Annotated in this window: 7 protein-coding genes; 6 read left to right on the top strand and 1 reads right to left on the bottom strand. The window is 66.3% G+C overall.

Annotated features, from left to right (window positions below):
* The first annotated feature begins 15 nt into the window (after positions 1-15).
* Together ACY65G_RS11945 and ACY65G_RS11940 are read left to right on the top strand one after the other, a co-directional pair.
* Complete coding sequence (locus tag ACY65G_RS11945) at positions 16-1128, top strand: Gfo/Idh/MocA family protein (RefSeq protein WP_464997563.1); 1113 nt, start codon at positions 16-18, stop codon at positions 1126-1128.
* A 100-nt stretch (positions 1129-1228) separates the two neighbouring features.
* Positions 1229-4363, top strand: a complete 3135-nt coding sequence (locus ACY65G_RS11940; protein ID WP_464997562.1) for a glycoside hydrolase family 2 TIM barrel-domain containing protein — start codon at positions 1229-1231, stop codon at positions 4361-4363.
* A 60-nt stretch (positions 4364-4423) separates the two neighbouring features.
* Here the strand turns inward: ACY65G_RS11940 and ACY65G_RS11935 are convergent, their stop codons facing one another.
* Positions 4424-6904 carry a glycoside hydrolase family 95 protein gene (locus tag ACY65G_RS11935; protein WP_464997561.1) on the bottom strand — a complete coding sequence of 827 codons (2481 nt, stop codon included), beginning with the start codon at positions 6902-6904 and terminating at the stop codon, positions 4424-4426.
* Positions 6905-7505: 601 nt separating this feature from the next.
* Here ACY65G_RS11935 and ACY65G_RS11930 point away from each other — a divergent pair.
* From ACY65G_RS11930 to pelA, 4 genes are all read left to right on the top strand, one after another.
* A complete protein-coding gene (locus ACY65G_RS11930; RefSeq protein WP_464997560.1) occupies positions 7506-11228 on the top strand; it encodes a TonB-dependent receptor plug domain-containing protein in 3723 nt (1240 codons plus the stop codon).
* Positions 11229-11441: 213 nt separating this feature from the next.
* Positions 11442-14393: a TonB-dependent receptor domain-containing protein gene (locus ACY65G_RS11925; protein ID WP_464997559.1), complete on the top strand. Its 2952-nt coding sequence runs from the start codon at positions 11442-11444 to the stop codon at positions 14391-14393.
* Between the two features lie 100 nt (positions 14394-14493).
* Positions 14494-16317 (top strand): glycoside hydrolase family 28 protein, encoded by a 1824-nt coding sequence (locus tag ACY65G_RS11920; RefSeq protein WP_464997558.1) that lies wholly within the window; start codon positions 14494-14496, stop codon positions 16315-16317.
* A gap of 49 nt (positions 16318-16366) precedes the next feature.
* Positions 16367-17659: a pectate lyase gene (gene pelA / locus ACY65G_RS11915; protein WP_464997557.1), complete on the top strand. Its 1293-nt coding sequence runs from the start codon at positions 16367-16369 to the stop codon at positions 17657-17659.
* Positions 17660-17756: the final 97 nt, after the last annotated feature.

The raw sequence follows: 17756 nt of genomic DNA, 5'->3' as shown, positions 1-17756 counted from the left end.
TGAGAGGAGCTGGGCATGTCCGTGGATCTGGATCGACGTGGTTTTGTCATTGCCGCCGGCGGCGCCATCGCGGCGTCGGCTATGGGGCCTTCCGCGCTGGCGCAAACGGCGGGACGGAAGGTGGGTTATGCGATCGTGGGCCTGGGCGGGTATGGCCTGGGGCAGATCATCCCGCAGTTCAAGAACTGCCAGCATAGCCGGCTGGTGGCGCTGGTCAGCGGCGATCCCGCCAAGGCGAAGCGGGTCGCCACGCAGTACGGCGTGCCCGAGTCGGGCATTTACAACTACGAAAACTACGACAGCATCCGCGACAACCCGGACATCGACATCGTCTACGTGTGCCTGCCCGTGTCGATGCATGCCGAGTACACGATCCGCGCCGCGAAGGCGGGCAAGCACGTGCTGTGCGAAAAGCCGATGGCGTTGTCGTCGAAGGAATGCGAGGCGATGATCGCGGCTTGCCGGCAGGCCGGCAAGAAGCTCATGATCGGCTATCGCTGCCATTTCGAACCCTTCAACCTGGAAGCGATCCGCCGCGCGCGCGCCGGCGAGATCGGCAAGCTGCGCTACTTCCGTTCCGAACATGGCTACACGGCCGGCGATCCGACGGCCTGGCGGTTGAAGAAGGCGATGTCGGGCGGCGGGTCGATCATGGACATCGGCATCTACGCGCTGCAGGCCGCCCGCTACATGACGGGCGAGGAACCGGTGGCCGTGTACGCCAAGGAAACGACCGACCGCAACGATCCCCGCTTCCGCGAGGTGGAAGACATGATCGAATTCCAGCTCGAATTCCCGTCCGGCGTGATCGGCTCGTGCATGTCGATGTACAGCGCCAACCGCAACCAGGTATTGCTGATGGGCGACAAGGGCCGCATCGAACTGGAGCCGGCCACCAACTACAGCGGCCAGCGGCTGTGGGTGGGCAAGGGCCGCGAAAACGAGATCACGCCGCCGCAGGGGCCGGGCAAGAACCAGTTCGCCGGCCAGCTCGATCACCTGGCCCAGTGCGTACTCGAGAACCGCACGCCGATCGTGCCGGGCGAAGAAGGCCTGCGCGACATCCGCATCATCGAAGCCGTGTACCAGTCCGCCCGGGAAAAACGGCGCATCGTGCTGAAGGCTTGACGACTGTCCGAAGCGTTTCCGCAAAGCCCGTCGGAAAGACGGGTTTTTTTGGAAAGTTTCCGTTAAGCTAAGGTCTCCGACAACAATACCAGTGGAGACCATGCTGAAACGAACGACCTTGTCCGTCACCGTCACCGTCGCGGTAGCGCTAGCATTTCCGGCCGTCGCGGCCGAACAGGCCCGGGCCGAGTGGGAACAGCCGGAAGTGGTGGCCGTCAATCGCGAGCCGATGAAGGCCACCTTCTTCAACTTCGAATCGCCCGACAAGGCGCTGGCCGGCGACAAGGCGGCGTCGGGCCGCTTCCGCTCGCTGGACGGCACGTGGTGGTTCGCCTATTCGCCGAATCCGGCGGCGCGGCCGAAGAATTTCTACAAGCCGTCGTTCGACACCCGCAAGTGGGCCACCGTGCAGGTGCCCGGCATGATGCAGGCGCAGGGCCACGGCAAGCCGATCTTCACCAACATCAAGTACCCGTTTCCCGCCAACGAACCGTTCATTCCGCACGAACTCAACGAGGTGGGCTCGTACCGTCGCGACATCGACGTGCCGGCCGACTGGAAGGGCCAGGACGTCTTCCTGCACATCGGCGCGGCCGGTGCGGCTTACTACATCTGGGTCAACGGCGAACGCGTGGGCTACTCGGAGGATTCCAAGCTGCCGTCCGAGTTCGACGTGACACGTTACGTGCGCCCGGGGAAGAACACGGTGGCGATCGAAGTCTATCGCTGGGCCGACGGCTCCTACCTGGAAGACCAGGATTTCTGGCGCGTGTCCGGCATCGAGCGCAGCGTCTACCTGTATGCGGAACCGAAGACGCGGCTGCGCGACTTCAAGGTGACCTCGTTGCTGGACAAGGAGACGTACCGCGACGGCGTCTTCGAACTGGCGGCCGAGGTGGCCGGGCAGGCGGCGGCGGTCGAGGTGCGCGCGCAGGTGCTCGACGGCACGCAGCCCCTGCTGGCGCTGAAAGGCACGCCGGACGGCAACCGCAAGGTCATCCTTTCCGGCGCCATCGCCGAAGTCAGGCCATGGTCGGCCGAGACGCCGAACCTGTACACGCTGCTCGTCGAGCTGTATGACGCGCAGGGGCGGCTGCTCTCCGCCACGTCGCGGCGCATCGGCTTCCGCACGGTTGAAATCGCCGATGGCGAAGTGCGCGTCAACGGCAAGCGCGTGATGATCCGCGGCGTCAACCGCCACGAGCACGATCCCGTCACCTACCGCGTGATGTCGATGGAATCGATGCGGCGCGACGTGGAACTGATGAAGCAGGCCAACGTCAACGCCGTGCGCACGTCGCACTACCCGAACGATCCGCGCTGGTACGACCTGGCGGACGAATACGGCCTGTACGTGATGGACGAGGCCAACATCGAGTCGCACGAGTACATGGAAAAGGGCGACCGCGCCGCCAGCCCCGAGGAACGGGCGAAGATCCAGCTGGGCTACAAGCCGCACTGGCGCGCCGCCCACCTGGACCGCGTCAGCCGCATGGTCGAGCGGGACAAGAACCACCCGTCGATCATCTTCTGGTCGCTGGGAAACGAGGCGGGCACCGGCCCGAACTTCGAGGCGGCCGCCGCATGGATCCGCCAGGCCGATCCGACGCGGCTGGTCAGCTACCTGGGCCACGGCACGCTGATCGAGAAGCACGCGCCGAACGACTACGTGGACATCTACGCCCCCATGTACGACGACATCACCAAGATGATCGACTACGCGCAGGACCCCGCGCTCACGCAGCCGATGATCCAGTGCGAATATGCGCACGCCATGGGCAATTCGCTGGGCAATCTGGAGGATTACTGGGAAACGATCCGCTCCTACCGCAAGCTGCAGGGCGGTTTCATCTGGGACTGGGTCGACCAGAGCGTGCTCGCGAAGGACGCGCAGGGCCGCGAGTACTGGGCCTCCGGTTTCGACCTGAACCCGGAGCGCGGCGACAACAGCGTGATCGGCGATGGCGTGATCCGCGGCGACCGCACCCCCGACCCGGAATACTACGAGCTGCAGAAGGTTTATTCGCCGGTGGTGTTCGAAGGCAGCCCGGAAAAGGGCCGCGTCACCGTGGTCAACCGCTATGACATGCGAGCACTCGACCACCTGGACTTCGACTGGGAACTGCTGCTCGACGGCGCGATCGTGGCGCGGGGCCGGCTCGACGGCATCAAGGCGGCGGCCGGCGCGAAACAGGACGTGCGGCTGGCGCTGCCGGCCCGCGGACGCGGCGACGGCGAATATGTGCTGACGGTGCGTGCGAAACAGCGTGCCGCCGAGCCGGGCATTGCCGCCGGCGCCGTGGTCGGCTGGTCGCAGTTCGTGCTGCCTGCGGCCGGCAAAGCCCCCGCGGCAAGCCTGCCCGCGGCCATCACGCCGCAGCGCCAAGGCGAGACGATCGTGCTGGCCAGCCCCGCGGCAAGGCTGGAACTCGATGCGCGCACCGGTACCGTGAGCTACAGCGTGGGCGGCCGGCCGGTGCTGGCGGGCGGCACGCCGAACTTCTGGCGCGGCCTGACTGACAACGACGAAGGCACGGGCACGATGAAGAGCCACCAGGTATGGGGCGATTTCACGAAGGCACGCCAGGTGCGCGACGTGAAGATCGACAGCACGGCGGTGAAGGTGCTGTACTCGTTCGGTGCCGGCGCGGTGCACTGGGAGAACGTGTACCGGATGCGGGCCGACGGCAGCGTGGACGTGCAGGCCACCTTCATGCCGCTACGGGACGATCTGCCCGACCCGCTGCGCCTGGGCCTGCGCTTCGACAGCGCGCCGCAGCTGGACACGGTGAGCTGGTATGGCCGCGGTCCGCACGAATCGTATGTCGACCGCAAGACCGGCGCCGCTCTCGGCGCGTGGACGGGCAAGGTGGCGGACCAGTATCACGGCTACATGCGCCCGCAGGAAAGCGGCAACAAGACGGACGTGCGCCGCTTCGAGCTGCGCGGCGAGGGCGTGCCGGGCGTGGCAGTGCGGGGCAAGGAGCCGCTGGCCTTCACGGCGCTGGCCTTCCCGTACGAAGACCTGTACCTGCGCCCGCGCGGCACGTGGAAGAGTTCGGAGATCCGGCCTTACAAGGATGGGACAACGCGCGGTACCGTGCTGGTCGACCTGGCGCAGGCGGGCGTGGGCGGCGACGACGGCTGGAGCAGCAATGGCCGGCCGCTCGTGAAGTACCGCATCCCGCTGGCTCCGGCTACTTACACCTTCACGCTGTCGCCGCAGCAGCAGTAAGCTTCTCCGGAGCGGCCACCGCATCGCGCCTTTCCGGGCGCCGTGCGGTGGCCGCCCCTGTCAGGCAAGCGCTTTCAGGGCAGGGCCGGTGGTGCTGAACTTGCCACCGGCATCGAGCTTCACCTGCGCCACCTTGCCCTGGTGGCGCAGCGTCACCGCGTCGCCCGGCCTGCCGGCGATCCGCAGCGACGTCAGCTGGCCCCGTTCCCATGCGAGATCCACGGTCAGGGCGCCGCGCGCGCGGATGCCGGTCACGCTGCCCGACGGCCACGCCGCCGGCAGCGCCGGCAGCACCAGCACTTCGCCGCCCCACGACTGCAGCAGCATTTCCATGATGCCCGCCGCGCCGCCGAAATTGCCGTCGATCTGGAATGGCGGATGGGCGTCGAACATGTTCGGGTAGGTGCGCCGCGGCCCGGTCAATCCCTTCAGTACCGAATACGCGTGTTCCGCGTCGCCCATGCGCGCCCACAGGCACAGGCGCCATGCCGTACCCCAGCCCGTGGCGAGGTCGCCGCGGTCCAGCAGCGTCTGGCGGGCGGCGCGCACCAGTTCCGGCGTATCGCGCACGTTGGCCTGTGAACTCGGATAGACGGCATACAGGTGCGACACGTGGCGGTGCCGCCGGTCCGGCGCCCGCGCGTCCCAGTCCTCGAGCCATTCCTGGAACTGGCCCTGCCGGCCCACGCGGTCCGGCGCCAGCCGCGCGCGGGCGGCGCCGACGCGCTCCAGCAGCGCGGCATCCTGGCCGAGCAGGCGGCCCGCTTCCAGTGTGTGGGCGAACAGGTCGCGCACGATCTGGCGGTCCATCGCCGGGCCGGCCACCAGCGACGAGCCGAATGGATGGCTGTTTTCCGGCGACATCGACGGCGACGTCACCAGGCCGCGCCCCTGCGGATCTTCCACGAGCGTATCGAGGAAGAATTCCGCGGCGCCGCGCAGCAGCGGGTACAGGCGCCGCAGCACCTGCGCGTCGCGGCTGTAGTCGTAATGGTCCCACAGCGTATTGCACAGCCACGCGCCGCCGCATGGCCACATGCCATATTTCGCCGCGTCGATCGGCGCGGCAGCGCGCCACAGGTCGGTGTTGTGGTGCGTGACCCAGCCGCGCGCGCCGTACATGGTCTTCGCTGTCTTCGCGCCGGTCTGCGCCAGGTCTTCCACCATGCGCAGCAGCGGTTCCATGCACACACCCAGCCCGGCCGGGTCGGCGGGCCAGTAATTCATCTCCGTGTTGATATTGATGGTGTACTTGCCGCCCCACGGCGGATTCGTGCCTTCGTTCCAGATGCCCTGCAGGTTGGCCGGCTGCGTGCCGGGCCGCGACGAGGCGATCAGCAGGTAGCGCGCATATTGCACGTACAGCGCGTCGAGCGCCGGATCGTCCTGCTGGTTGCCTTCCTTGTCGACGGTGGCGATGCGCACGTCCGTGGGGCTGTCGGCCGCCGCGCTGGTGCCGAGGTCGATCGACATGGTGCCGAACAGGCGGCCATGCTCGGCGACGTGGTCGCGCTTGAGCGCCTCATACGGTTTCCCGGAGGCCGCCACCATTTGCCGGCGCACGGTGGCCACCGGGTCGCCGCTCACGTCGCGGTAGTTGACGTAGCTGGTGGCAGCGGCGATGAGCACCGTGGCCGTCGTGGCGCCGCTCAGCGTGAGCTGGCCATCTGCGTAGCGGAGCCGGCCGTCCCCCTTTACCTGGATGCGCAGCGCATAGCGCAGGCCCGCCGGTATGCCGTGCATCGCCTCGTTGCGTCCGGTGATGAGGATGGCGTCGGGGCCGTCCGCCTCGATGGCGGCATCCGGCGGCAGCGCCCCGGTTTCCTCGACCTGCAGCCAGTCGGTGGCAGGCGCGTTCGCCAGGTCGGTGGCCAGGCCCGGGTAGTTCGAGGCGATGGCTTTGACCTTGCGTGGTCCGCGCCAGCCCAGTGTGAAGCCCAGTGTGCCCTTCGGCGCCTCCAGGCGCATGGCGATCACCTGGTCCGGCGCCGAAACAAAGCTCTCGCGCGTATGCACGCCGAGCGGCGTGGCAAAGCGCGTGCTCGTCACCGCGGTGGCCAGGTCGAGCGAGCGTTCGTAGGACGTGGGGGCACGCGCATCCTGCATCGCCAGCAGCACGTCGCCCAGCGTGCCATACGACATCTGGCGGATCGGTTTGCCCATCATGGCGGCGGCGACACCCTCGGTCGCCTCGGCGTATTTTCCCTCGGCGAGCAGTTGCCGCACCTTCGGCAGGGCGGCTGCCGCATCGGGATTGTCCGGCGTGTACGGGGCGCCGGCCCACAGCGTGTCCTCGTTGAGCTGCAGGCGTTCCTGCCCGACGCGGCCGAAGACCATCGCCCCCAGCCGGCCGTTCCCGAGCGGCAGCGCCTCTTCCCAGCGCGCGGCGCTCTGGCGGTACCACAGCGTGTTCGCGCGACGGCGCGGGGCAGGTCCGGCAGGTTGCGGCGCGGCCAGGCCGACGGCCGGTGCGGCGGCGAGGGCACCCATGCCCAGCACCAGGTTGCGCCGCATGCGGTCGGGCGCGGTGTGTTTGCTCATTGTCGTCTCCGGAAATCCGTTGTTTTCGTTGCACAGGCTCGCGAACCAGGCGCTTATGATCCGCCTGCCCAGCGATGGGGTGTGCGAAATTGTATTGGCATATATAAAAAACATCAAGGTAATTCGTTTTCCTCGGATTGTGAAAACGTTGTCACGGCTTCAAGCCGACGGTTTCACGAGCAACGCGGAGGGTTGGTCCAATACTATCCATCGAGTATGCGAACCGCGCTGAACTTTCAAAGCGCGATATTTTGGCCTGACCAATTACGCGATTTTCATAACGCTGAAATGATTTCCGAGATTGCGGTAACACTCGCTAAGTGTCAGCAATTGAGGACATGTCGCGAACTCTTCACTAAAATTGTTTGCGTAAACATCACTTATACGGCAATCTAAAAAAAGATTGGTCTGACCAAAGGACTGCCGGTTGACCAATGTGCAGCGGCCCATGCGCGCAAGGCGTTTGCTAGAGAAAACGTTTACCTCAATTTGAGCGTAAGTACGTTTTCCTGCCGATGTTGCATTAGAAAAACCATCAAAGCGCAGCCTGAATTGCGTTCACGAGCACAGCGTTCCATCACCAATGAGAGGAGACATACTCATGCGCAAATTCGATTCCTTGTCGCCACGGCGCAAGCAACTCAGTGTCGCCGTGTCGCTTGCGATAGCGTCACTGCTTGCGACGGACATGGCGATGGCACAGCAGGCGCCGGCCGCCTCCGCCACCGGCGAAATCAGCCGCGTTATCGTGTCCGGGGCGAGGGCGTCGCAGCAGTCGAGCATCGACCGCAAGAAGAACGCCGCAACGGCGATCGATTCGATCGTGGCCGAGGACGTGGGCTCGCTGCCGGACCGGAACATCGGCGAAGCGATCTCGCGCATGGCCGGGATCGCGCTGGACCGCGGCGAATACGGCGAGGGCGTCAGCGTGGCCGTGCGCGGCAATTCGGCCGACCTGACGCGGGTGGAACTGGACGGGCAGGGCGTGCAATCGGCCGGCGGTGCCGACATGGGCGCCAACAGCGGCGCGAGCGGCAGGGCGGTCGAGTTCCGCCAGCTGTCGGCGGACCTGATCAAGAGCGTCGACGTGGTCAAGGGCTCCACCGCCGACCAGACGGAAGGCTCGCTGGGCGGTGGCATCGTCATCAAGACCCGCACGGGCCTCGACTTCAAGAAGCCCTATGCCTCCGTGCGCATCGGCGCTTCGCAAGGGTCGCTGAACAAGCAGTGGAAGCCCGATACCAACGTGGTGCTGGCCAACAAATTCCTCGATGGCCGCCTCGGCCTGCTGCTCAACGCCTCCAGCACCACGGTTGCCAACGAATCGCATTCGGTGCAAACGGCATTCTCGGCGCTGCAGGGTTATTACCGCACGGCCGATTTCGACCAGTCGCCGGAGAAGACCTTCGCCTTCCTGCCCTCGACGCTGAACATGGCCGATTCCAGCGTGAACTCGCCGCTGCTGCAATCGGCGCTGATCGGTGGCGGCATGTTCAACGCGGCCACGCCGCTGGAGATGCTGACGCGGGCCGCGGCGGCGCAGACGAAAGCCGATTGCCACAGCGCGTTCCCGGCGCTCAGCGCGGGGCAGCTGAACGCGATGGAATCGTCGGCGCGCGGCGCGGCGCAGGCGCAGCGCGGCAATGAACTGGTCACCTGCCTGAACCAGTGGAACGACTATGTGCCGTCGGGCCCGCGCTACTTCGTGCGCCGGGAACTGGACCGGCGGCAGAACCTGGACCTGCGCGCCGACTTCAAGGTAAACAACGACCTGACCGTGTACGCCAAGGGCAGCTACAACCGGCGCAAGGTCGATTCCCACCAGTTGACCTATGCGCTGGGGAACATCTCCACGAATCCCGGCGCGACGATCAGCCCGACGTTCGTGGGGCGTCCCTATGTCGACAACAACGCCACCGGCGTGCGCGACGCGGTACCCGGTTCCGGCTACTGGCTGTACGACACGCCGACGCCGCGCAGCAACGCCTATCCGTACCCGGGCATGGTCATCAACATCGATCCGGCGTCGGTGGTCACGGACGCCAACCACCACCTGACGAAATACTCGATCAGCGACGGCGCGGCCACGACCGACCAGTTGCGCGACCATGGTATCGTCAATGCGAAATACCTGCAGCTGGGCGGCAACTACAAGAACAACGGCCTGAGCGCGGACTTCTTCGTGGCCAGCGCCGCGTCCGATTTCCGCCGCGCGCAAAAGCGCATCAGCTTCACCACGTTCTACGGACCGGCGACGATGCAGGTGCTGCCGAACGGCCTGTGGGGATATTCGTTCCCCGAGTCGAGCCGCTTCAACCAGGCCGACCCGTCGCAATACGCGAACGTGTACCCGGCCACGGGCAACAGCGGCGCGGTGGCGCTCGGGCCGTTGAACAATGTCGCGGTACCCGCCTACACGATCGCGCAGCAGCCGCTGCTGACGCCGAGTTCGCCGCGTACGGAAGCGTTCTGGAATCCGCAGATCCGCGAAACATTCGAGCACACCGCCAAGCTCGATCTCGCCTACGCCATGCCCGACTCGGTGCCGTTCCTGAGCCGCCTGAAGGCCGGTTTCAACCTGCGCAAGAACGGCCTCGATAACTGGAACCCCGGCGACGGCAACAGCGGCGGCATCATCCGCCAGGCCGCCGTGGGCACCTATGGCCAGCCGGGCTACCAGGCGCCGATCGTCATTCCCACGGCAATCGCACGCACGATCATCCAGGGCTGCCAGGACACGGCGGGCTCGCTGGGGCCGGGCGGCAAGCCGTGCGCCTACGGCTACACGGTCAGCCCCGATCCTCGCCTGGCCAACAACGGCACGCTGCTGCTCGATCCCGGGCAGTGGCAGGACCTCGTGGCGCAGGGCCTGTCCGGCCAGGCCACGTCGACGCGCTTCTTCGACGGCGCCAAGGGCCGCCCCGACGGCATGCTCGACAACTGGACCCAGCTCGACGTGCAGAAGCTGTTCTCGGCGATCGATGCGCGCAACACGAACTACGACTGCGTGAAGACGTGCATGGCCAGCGATGGCGTGGTGTACGACCAGCCGAAGCAGGAGCTGCGCGAACGCACCGACGCGTTCTACCTGATGGGCGACTTCAGTGTCGACCGTGTACCTTTTACCAGCATGGCGCTGCCGTTCGGCCTGACGGTCGACGGCAACCTCGGTGTGCGTTACGTGCGCACCCGTGTCAGCGGCAGCGGCATGATGACCTTGATCTCGATCGCCAAGACGGCATCGTTCGATCCGCTGAACCCGAACGCGGAGGGCGGCACGGTCACCAACACGTTCGTGCGCAATACGGCGATCGACGCCAAGGCCGACGATATCCTGCCCAGCCTGAACCTGGCCGCATGGCTGGTGCCGGACCAGGTGGTGCTGCGCTACAGCGCGGCGAAGACCGTGGCGCGGCCGCCCGTGGCGAACCTGCTGCCGTCGGGCACCTGCACCTATGACGAGCGTACCCAGGATGGCGACCAGCCAGGCTCGCAGCGCTGTTCGGGCACCCTGGGCAACCCGGAACTGCAGGCGCAGCAGAATTTCAACCAGAACCTGAGCGTGGAGTACTACCCGAACCGCGACACGATGGTCACGGCCGCCGTCTTCAACCAGAAGGGCAAGGTGGGTCCCGGCATCAGCCAGGGCGTGAACAGCATTCCGCTGTTCGCCGGCTCCGCCCTGATCGACCCGGCCACCGGCGTGAACGTGGGCAGCCTGCCGTTCGATTACTCGATGTGGGTGAACGGCGCGGCCACGACCCGCAAGGGTGTGGAGCTGGGCACGAAGACGGCCTTCACGTTCCTGCCGGGCGTGCTGCGCAATCTCGGCATGGATGCCAACGCGACCCGGCTGCGCTCTGTCGCCACGACACAGAACGCGGTGGACCTGCTGACCGGCGCGGCACTGCCGCCGCAGCGCGAATCGAAGTACTCGTACAACTGGGCCTTGTGGTACGACGACGGCCGGCTGTCCGCGCGCGTGGCCGTGCAGGCCGTGGCCGTGAACTTCAGCTGCATCGCCGGCTGCCAGCAGCAGGGCGCGATCCAGAATTACCCGGCCGTGGGCGTGCAGCTGACGAAGTTCCCGTACAACCCCGGTTCGCCCAACTTCAAGGACACCACGCGCTTCGTCGATGCCAAAGTGTCGTACAAGATACTGCCGAACCTGGAAGTGTTCGTCGAAGGGCGTAACCTGGGCAACGCCACCACGTCGAACAGCCAGGGCAGCTATGCCCCGTTTGCCGATGGCACGCCGAACATCCTGGATTATTCGTATGCCGGGCGGCGCCTGATGGTGGGGCTGAATTTCCGCACGCTGTAACCACCCCGCAGCACATCCGCGAACATGCAAATGCTCAAGCTATTGAGCATTTGCATGTTGATGCATTTTCACAACGATGATGCATGTTACCCGTGACTTATTCCAGCCCGTGGGCGCATACTTGGCTCAACTGGTCCGGCCAATCTAATGACTGGTCTACCAGTGAAGGCAAGTGATCTAGCCAATTCAAAAAAACATCGGCGGAGGAGACACATGAAGTACGCACCACAGAAGTACGCATTGCAGCTGGCCAAGCGCCAACCCGCGCTGCGGCGCGCCACGATGGCTCTCGCCGTGGCCGTCGCAGTCTGCGAAATGACGGGCGTGGCCCACGCACAGAGCACCGCACAGGAAGCGGCCCAGGCCGAACCGGTGCAGTCGGTCGTCGTGACCGGTTCGCTGATCCGCCGCGTGGCCACCGAAGGCGCAACGCCCGTGACCACCATCAAGGCCACCGAGCTGGAATCGCGCGGCCACACCGAACTGAAGGACCTGGTGCTGGAACAGCCGCAGTCGCTGTCGCTGGGCACCAACTCGGGCGCCGCCGGCCCGATGACGAATCTGCGCGGCCTCGGCCCGATGCGCACGCTGACGCTGCTGAACGGCCGCCGCCTGGCCAACGAACCGCTGCAGGACCAGTACGTGTCCGTCAACGTCATTCCGCGCATGGCGCTCGACCGCGTCGAGACGCTGTCCGGCGGCGCTTCGTCCACGTATGGCGCCGATGCCATCGGCGGGGTGCAGAACTTCTGGACCAAGCGCGGCTTCGAGGGCGTGAACCTGAAAGCCGAATATGCGCGGCCGGAAGAAAGCGGCGGCGGCAAGACGACCAGCTTCGGCGCCATCGCCGGTATCGGCAACCTGGGCAGGGATGGCTGGAATGCCTATATCGCCATCGACCACCAGAAAAAGACCCCGCTGTTCCAGGGCGAACGCCCGGAGCAGCACGATCCCGACGTGCTGCGCACGCTGGGCCTCGGCCTGCTGCCCGATGGCCGCAACCCGAGCCCGATGGCCAACTTCGGGTTCACGCGCGCCGCGAACTCGAACTACAACCCCACGTATGCCAGCGGTTGCGTCGCGCCGTACTCGCGCCCCACGCTGGGCAACCAGAGCGCCAATACGCCGCCCGTGTACGCGCCGGGCTGCTACCGCGATCCGCTGTTCTACAACTCGGTGACGGACGGCAGCGAGATCCAGACCATCGCCGCGCGCTCCAGCTTCAACATCCCGGGCGGTCACAAGATCGACATCGACGTGCTGCACTCGAAGTTCACCGTGCAGAAGTTCCGCGGCATGCAGGTACCGGGCGGCACCAATCCGTTCACGACCTATTCGCTGCCGTCGTCGAGCCGCTTCTATCCCGGCAACGGCATCACGCCGGCCGTGCAGGTGGTAGGCGCCAACACGGGTAGCAACACGCCGTCGATGTACATCGACGGCACGCGCACGCCCGGCACTGTCAGCGACCTGAACATGAATGGCCGCACGCTGTACTTCCAGTGGGGCCCGGCCGAACTGGGCTCGGCCTACCGCAACGATGAGCAGACCAACGACCGCGTGGTGCTGACGGCCGAAGGCGAAGTGCTGGGCTGGGATTACCGCGCCGGCGTGAACTGGGGCATGAGCAAGCGCGACACGAAGGTGGGCGGCGGCTACATCCTGTATTCGAAGGCACAGGAAGGCTTCAACAACGGCACGCTGAACCCGTTCGGGCTGCAGGACGAGGCGGGTGCCGCCTACCTGCGCAGCATCGAGGCCAGCAACTACACCTATCGCCTGAACAAGGCCTACAACAAGAGCGTGGACGTGACGCTGTCGAAAGGCCTGATGGCACTCGGCGGCGGCGACCTGACGCTGGCCGTGGCCGCCGAGCTGCGCCGCGATGCCGCGCGTACCTACGATGCGCCGCTCGATTTCGTCTACAGGAAGGCCGACGGCAGCTACAACCTGGATGCGGCCGGCAACGTGCTGCAGCACGACCTGGTCGGCGAAACGCCGCAGGGCGTGGGCCGGCGCCTCTCGCGCGACATCGCCTCGCTGCTGGCCGAGGTGGAAGCGCCGATCACCCAGACGATTTCCATCAACGGCGCCGTGCGGGCCGACTACTACGAGGACCTGAAGCAGACCACGGTCAATCCGCGCCTGGCGGCAAGCTGGCGGCCGGTGGACAACCTGCTGCTGCGCAGTTCGGTGTCCACGGGCTTCCGCGCACCGTCCATCATGGATGTGCAGAACCCGACGGCGGAAGTGCGCACGATCGACATGGACGACCCGGTACTGTGCCCGAGCGCGCAGCCCACGGTGGCCGGCACCGGCTTGCCGGTGGCGGGCTTCACGGCCGACCAGGTCTGCAACGTGAACACCGAGTACTGGACCAAGTCGCCGGACAACAGCTTCCTGAAACCGGAAAAATCGCGCGGCTTCTCGTTCGGCTTCGCCTATGAGCCGATCCGTAACCTGTCGGTCACGGTCGACTACTGGGGCCTGAAGATCAAGGACGTGCTGGGCGCCGTGACGATCGCCGAAGTGCAGCAGGATCCTGCAAAATATGCGAGCTCGATCCTGCGCCGCCCGGACGGCACGATCGACCACATCGTGGCGAGCCAGGCCAACCGCGGCATGAGCCGCATCCGCGGCGCCGACATTTCCGCCAGCTACCGGTTCCCGGCCACGAGCTACGGCACGTTCGACGCCAAGCTCGATGGCACGTGGTACCACAAGTACGAGTTCCAGTCCGAGAAGGATGGCCCGTGGTTCACCAACATCGGCGTCATCACCAACGACGGCCGCTATGGCGGCGCGGGCCCGAATGCCGGCCTGGCCGGCATGCCGCAGATCAATCCGCGCTGGAAGCATACGGCGTCGTTCAGCTGGGGGCAGGGACCGTGGCGCGCCACGCTGTCGCAGCGCTACCAGCGCGGCGTGACGGACCTGACGCCGCGAGCCGGCTCCACGCTGACGAAGGTGGACGACTACAGCCAGTTCAACGTGAACCTGCGCTACACGGGCATCAAGAACACCACCGTCAGCCTGGGTGTCAACAACATCACGGAGGAGTGGCCGCCACTCACCGCCAACAGCGTCTACGGCGGTGGTTATGTAACGAGCATGGCCGACATGCTGGGGCGCGTGGCCCGGCTCTCCGTCGAGTACAAGTTCTGACGTAGTTTTCAAGCTGCGACAAAGCCGGCCCCGTGCCGGCTTTGTCGCGTTGTTCGCCTGCCATCCCGGCCGCATTCCGGCCCCACTCACCGAGACCGACATGACAGACAAAAGCTTCCTGCAACGCCGCCAACTGATCAAGGGTACCGCCGCACTGGGTACGGTTTCCTTCCTGGGCCTTCCCGCGCCGGGCCGCGCCCAGGCCGCCGACCCGTGGGAGCGCGCCAGGGCAATCGCCGGCGTGTTCGCGAAGCCGCTGCCGTTCCCGAAGCGCGACTTCGTGGTGACCGCCTTCGGCGGCAAGCCCTGCAAGGTGCACAAGGTGGCCGGTTATCCGACCATCCGCGCGAAAGGGCAGGTCGTCACGCCCGTGCCGGGTTCGCACGACAGCCACCCGGCGCTGCGCGCCGCCATCGCCGCCGCGCACAAGGCCGGCGGCGGCCGCGTGCTCGTTCCGGCCGGCGATTGGTACCTGAAGGGGCCGATCGTGCTGCTCTCGAACGTGCACGTGCACCTGGCGAAAGGCGCGCACGTGTATTTCAGCGCCAATCCGGCCGATTACGCGCGCGAGTATCCGGAAGCGCAGACGGTCGACTGCGGCGCGAAGGGCAAGCTCGTGCTGTCGCGCTGGCAGGGCAACGACTGCTTCAATTTTTCGCCACTGGTCTATGCGCGCGGCCAGAAGAACATCGCGATCACCGGCGAGGACTGGACCAGCATCCTCGATGGCCAGGCCGGCGTGCCGTACGAGGACGGCAGCGGCCCCGGCTGGTGGAGCATGAACCAGAAAGGCGCCGAGAAGGGCGCACTGCACCAGGGCGTCGACAATCCGGCCAATCCGCCGCTGGGGACGGTGGCGCCGCACCTGGACGCGGCCACGCTGGCGCGCATCGAGGGCGACCGGCCCAACGGCCGCGCCGACGAGAAATACCTGCCGGCCCTGTCCGAAGCCGGCGTGCCGGTCGAAAAACGCGTCTTCGGCCTGGGCCACTACCTGCGGCCCTGCCTCGTCGAATTCATGGACTGCGAAAACGTGCTGATGGCCGGTTACCAGGCGGTCAATGCGCCGTTCTGGGTCCACCATCCGGTGAAATGCCGCAACGTGCATTTCTCGAAAGTGAAGATGGAATCGATCGGCCCGAATTCGGACGGCTTCGATCCGGAATCGTGCGACACCGTGCTGGTGGACGGCTGCTGGTTCAATACGGGCGACGACTGCATCGCCATCAAGGCCGGCAAGAACGCCGACGTGGGCTACGGCCCCACGCGCAACGTGGTGATCCAGAATTCGGTGATGAACAGCGGCCATGGCGGCATCACGCTGGGCAGCGAAATGTCGGCCGGGATCGAGCACGTGTACGCGCAGAACATCGACGTGCGCAATATCCATTACGCCACCGATCCGATCAACACGGTGGTGCGGCTGAAAACGAACATGAACCGCGGCGGCTACCTGCGCCACTTCTATGTGCGCGACCTGAAGCTGCCGAACGGCGTGCGCCTGAAGCCGGGCTTCTACAAGCCGATCCCCGGCGGGCCGGTGCCGGCGAACACGGTGCCCACCGGCGGCGGCGCCGTCATCACCTTCGACTGCGACTACACGCCATCGTTCGACCTGGTGCGCAGCCGGCCGCCGGAGGTGTCGGACGTGCACATCTCCGGCATCAAGGTGAGCAACGTGAACACGCCGGACGGCAGCTTCGGCTGCTACCAGGCCTTTGTCGTGCTGGGGCCGGTGATGAAGAGCTACAACGGCCCGGCCGACAAGCCGGTGCTCCCGGTGCGCAACGTGACGATCACGGACTGCGATTTCGGCAACGCAGTGCGCTCCGATGCGCCATGGTTCATCCACAATGCACGCGACGTCACCTTGCGCAATGTGACGATCGGCGGCAAGCGCTACGACGAGAAACTGTCCGGCTGACGGGCCGCATGACGGCATATTTATCAATGGAGGCGACATGAGAGCAGACATGAGGAAAACGGGAATGGCGCTGGCCCTGGCCCTGGCGCTGGCAGCGGGCCTGCCGGCCGCGCAGGCATCGGTGATCGGCACGATGACGCGAGCGCAACCGGTGACGGAAGCGCGTATCGCGACCCTGGCGGAAACGGACCGCGCAGCCTGGCGCGACTACCTGGCACGTTCGCGCGCGCTGATGGAGCGCGACAAGGCCACGCTGGCGGCGGAGCGCTCGAGCGGTGCGGCGCCGCCCGAAGCGCAGGCCCGGCTGCACGGCGACTCCGGCATGCCTTTGAAGCAGCCGGCCGCATGGTATGCGTCGCCCGCGGCGCGCCACGTGGCCGACAATATCGTCAGCTTCCAGACGCCGGCCGGCGGCTGGGGCAAGAACGTCGACCGCACGGGTCATCTGCGGCGGAAGGGCGAGCATTACGCGCCGATCGACGACGATCCGTCCGGCGGCGTGATCGTCGCCACCAAGGGCTGGAACTACGTGGGCACGATCGACAACGATGCCACCACCACCGAGCTGGCGTTCCTGGCCCGCGTGGTGACGGCGCTGCCGGGCGCCGCCGGTGATCCTTACCGCAAAGCCTTCGACAAGGGCGTTAACTACCTGCTGAACGCCCAGTACCCGAACGGCGGCTTCCCGCAGGTGTACCCGCTGCAGGGCGGTTACCACGATGCGATCACGTTCAACGACAACGCGTTCGCCCAGGTTGCCGACCTGCTGGCCACCGTGGCGGCGCGGCAGGGCGACTATGCATTCGTGGCACCGGCGCTCGCGGAAAAGGCCCGGGCCGCGCATGCCCGTGCGATCGAGGTGCTGGTGGCCAGCCAGATCCGCGTGGGCGGCCAGCTCACCGGCTGGTGCCAGCAGCACGACGCACTGACGCTGGCGCCGGTGGGCGCGCGCAACTTCGAGCCGGTGGCGCTGTCCAGTTCCGAGACGTCGCGGCTGCTCAGGCTGCTGATGGAGCTGCCGCAGCCAACGCCCGGCATCGTGGCGGCCATCGACGGTGCCGCCGCCTGGCTGAAGCGGGTGGCGGTCCATGGCGTGGCCTGGACCGCCAAGGGCGAGAACGGCCGGTTCCTCGAAGCCCGGCCCGGGGCCGGGCCGATGTGGCCGCGCATGGTCGACATCGCCACGATGAAGCCGATTTTCGGCGACCGCGACGGCACGATCCATACGGACGTCAATGAGCTCAGCAAGGAGCGGCGCGACGGCTATGGATGGTATGGCACCGGGCCGGCATCGGCGCTGGCTGCCTACGAGAAGTGGAGCGCACGCCAGGTGGCAAAATAAAGGCATCAACGGAACATTGCAGGGAAAATGGGGGCGCAGCCGGGGTTTCAAGGAGCTTGACTTCTTGCCGGCGCAGCGATGCTGGCTTGCCAGCCAG

The organism is Pseudoduganella sp. jia 12, from assembly GCF_055502675.1.
The sequence above is the reverse complement of the archived record's forward strand: the minus strand, read 5'-3'. Positions and strand labels throughout refer to the sequence as shown.

Excerpts from the sequence above, each read along its gene's own strand:
- ACY65G_RS11945 (WP_464997563.1), top strand. The coding sequence starts at position 16 with ATGTCCGTGGATCTGGATCGACGTGGTTTTGTCATTGCCGCCGGCGGC.
- ACY65G_RS11940 (WP_464997562.1), top strand. The coding sequence starts at position 1,229 with ATGCTGAAACGAACGACCTTGTCCGTCACCGTCACCGTCGCGGTAGCG.
- ACY65G_RS11935 (WP_464997561.1), bottom strand. The coding sequence starts at position 6,904 with ATGAGCAAACACACCGCGCCCGACCGCATGCGGCGCAACCTGGTGCTG.
- ACY65G_RS11930 (WP_464997560.1), top strand. The coding sequence starts at position 7,506 with ATGCGCAAATTCGATTCCTTGTCGCCACGGCGCAAGCAACTCAGTGTC.
- ACY65G_RS11925 (WP_464997559.1), top strand. The coding sequence starts at position 11,442 with ATGAAGTACGCACCACAGAAGTACGCATTGCAGCTGGCCAAGCGCCAA.
- ACY65G_RS11920 (WP_464997558.1), top strand. The coding sequence starts at position 14,494 with ATGACAGACAAAAGCTTCCTGCAACGCCGCCAACTGATCAAGGGTACC.
- pelA (WP_464997557.1), top strand. The coding sequence starts at position 16,367 with ATGAGGAAAACGGGAATGGCGCTGGCCCTGGCCCTGGCGCTGGCAGCG.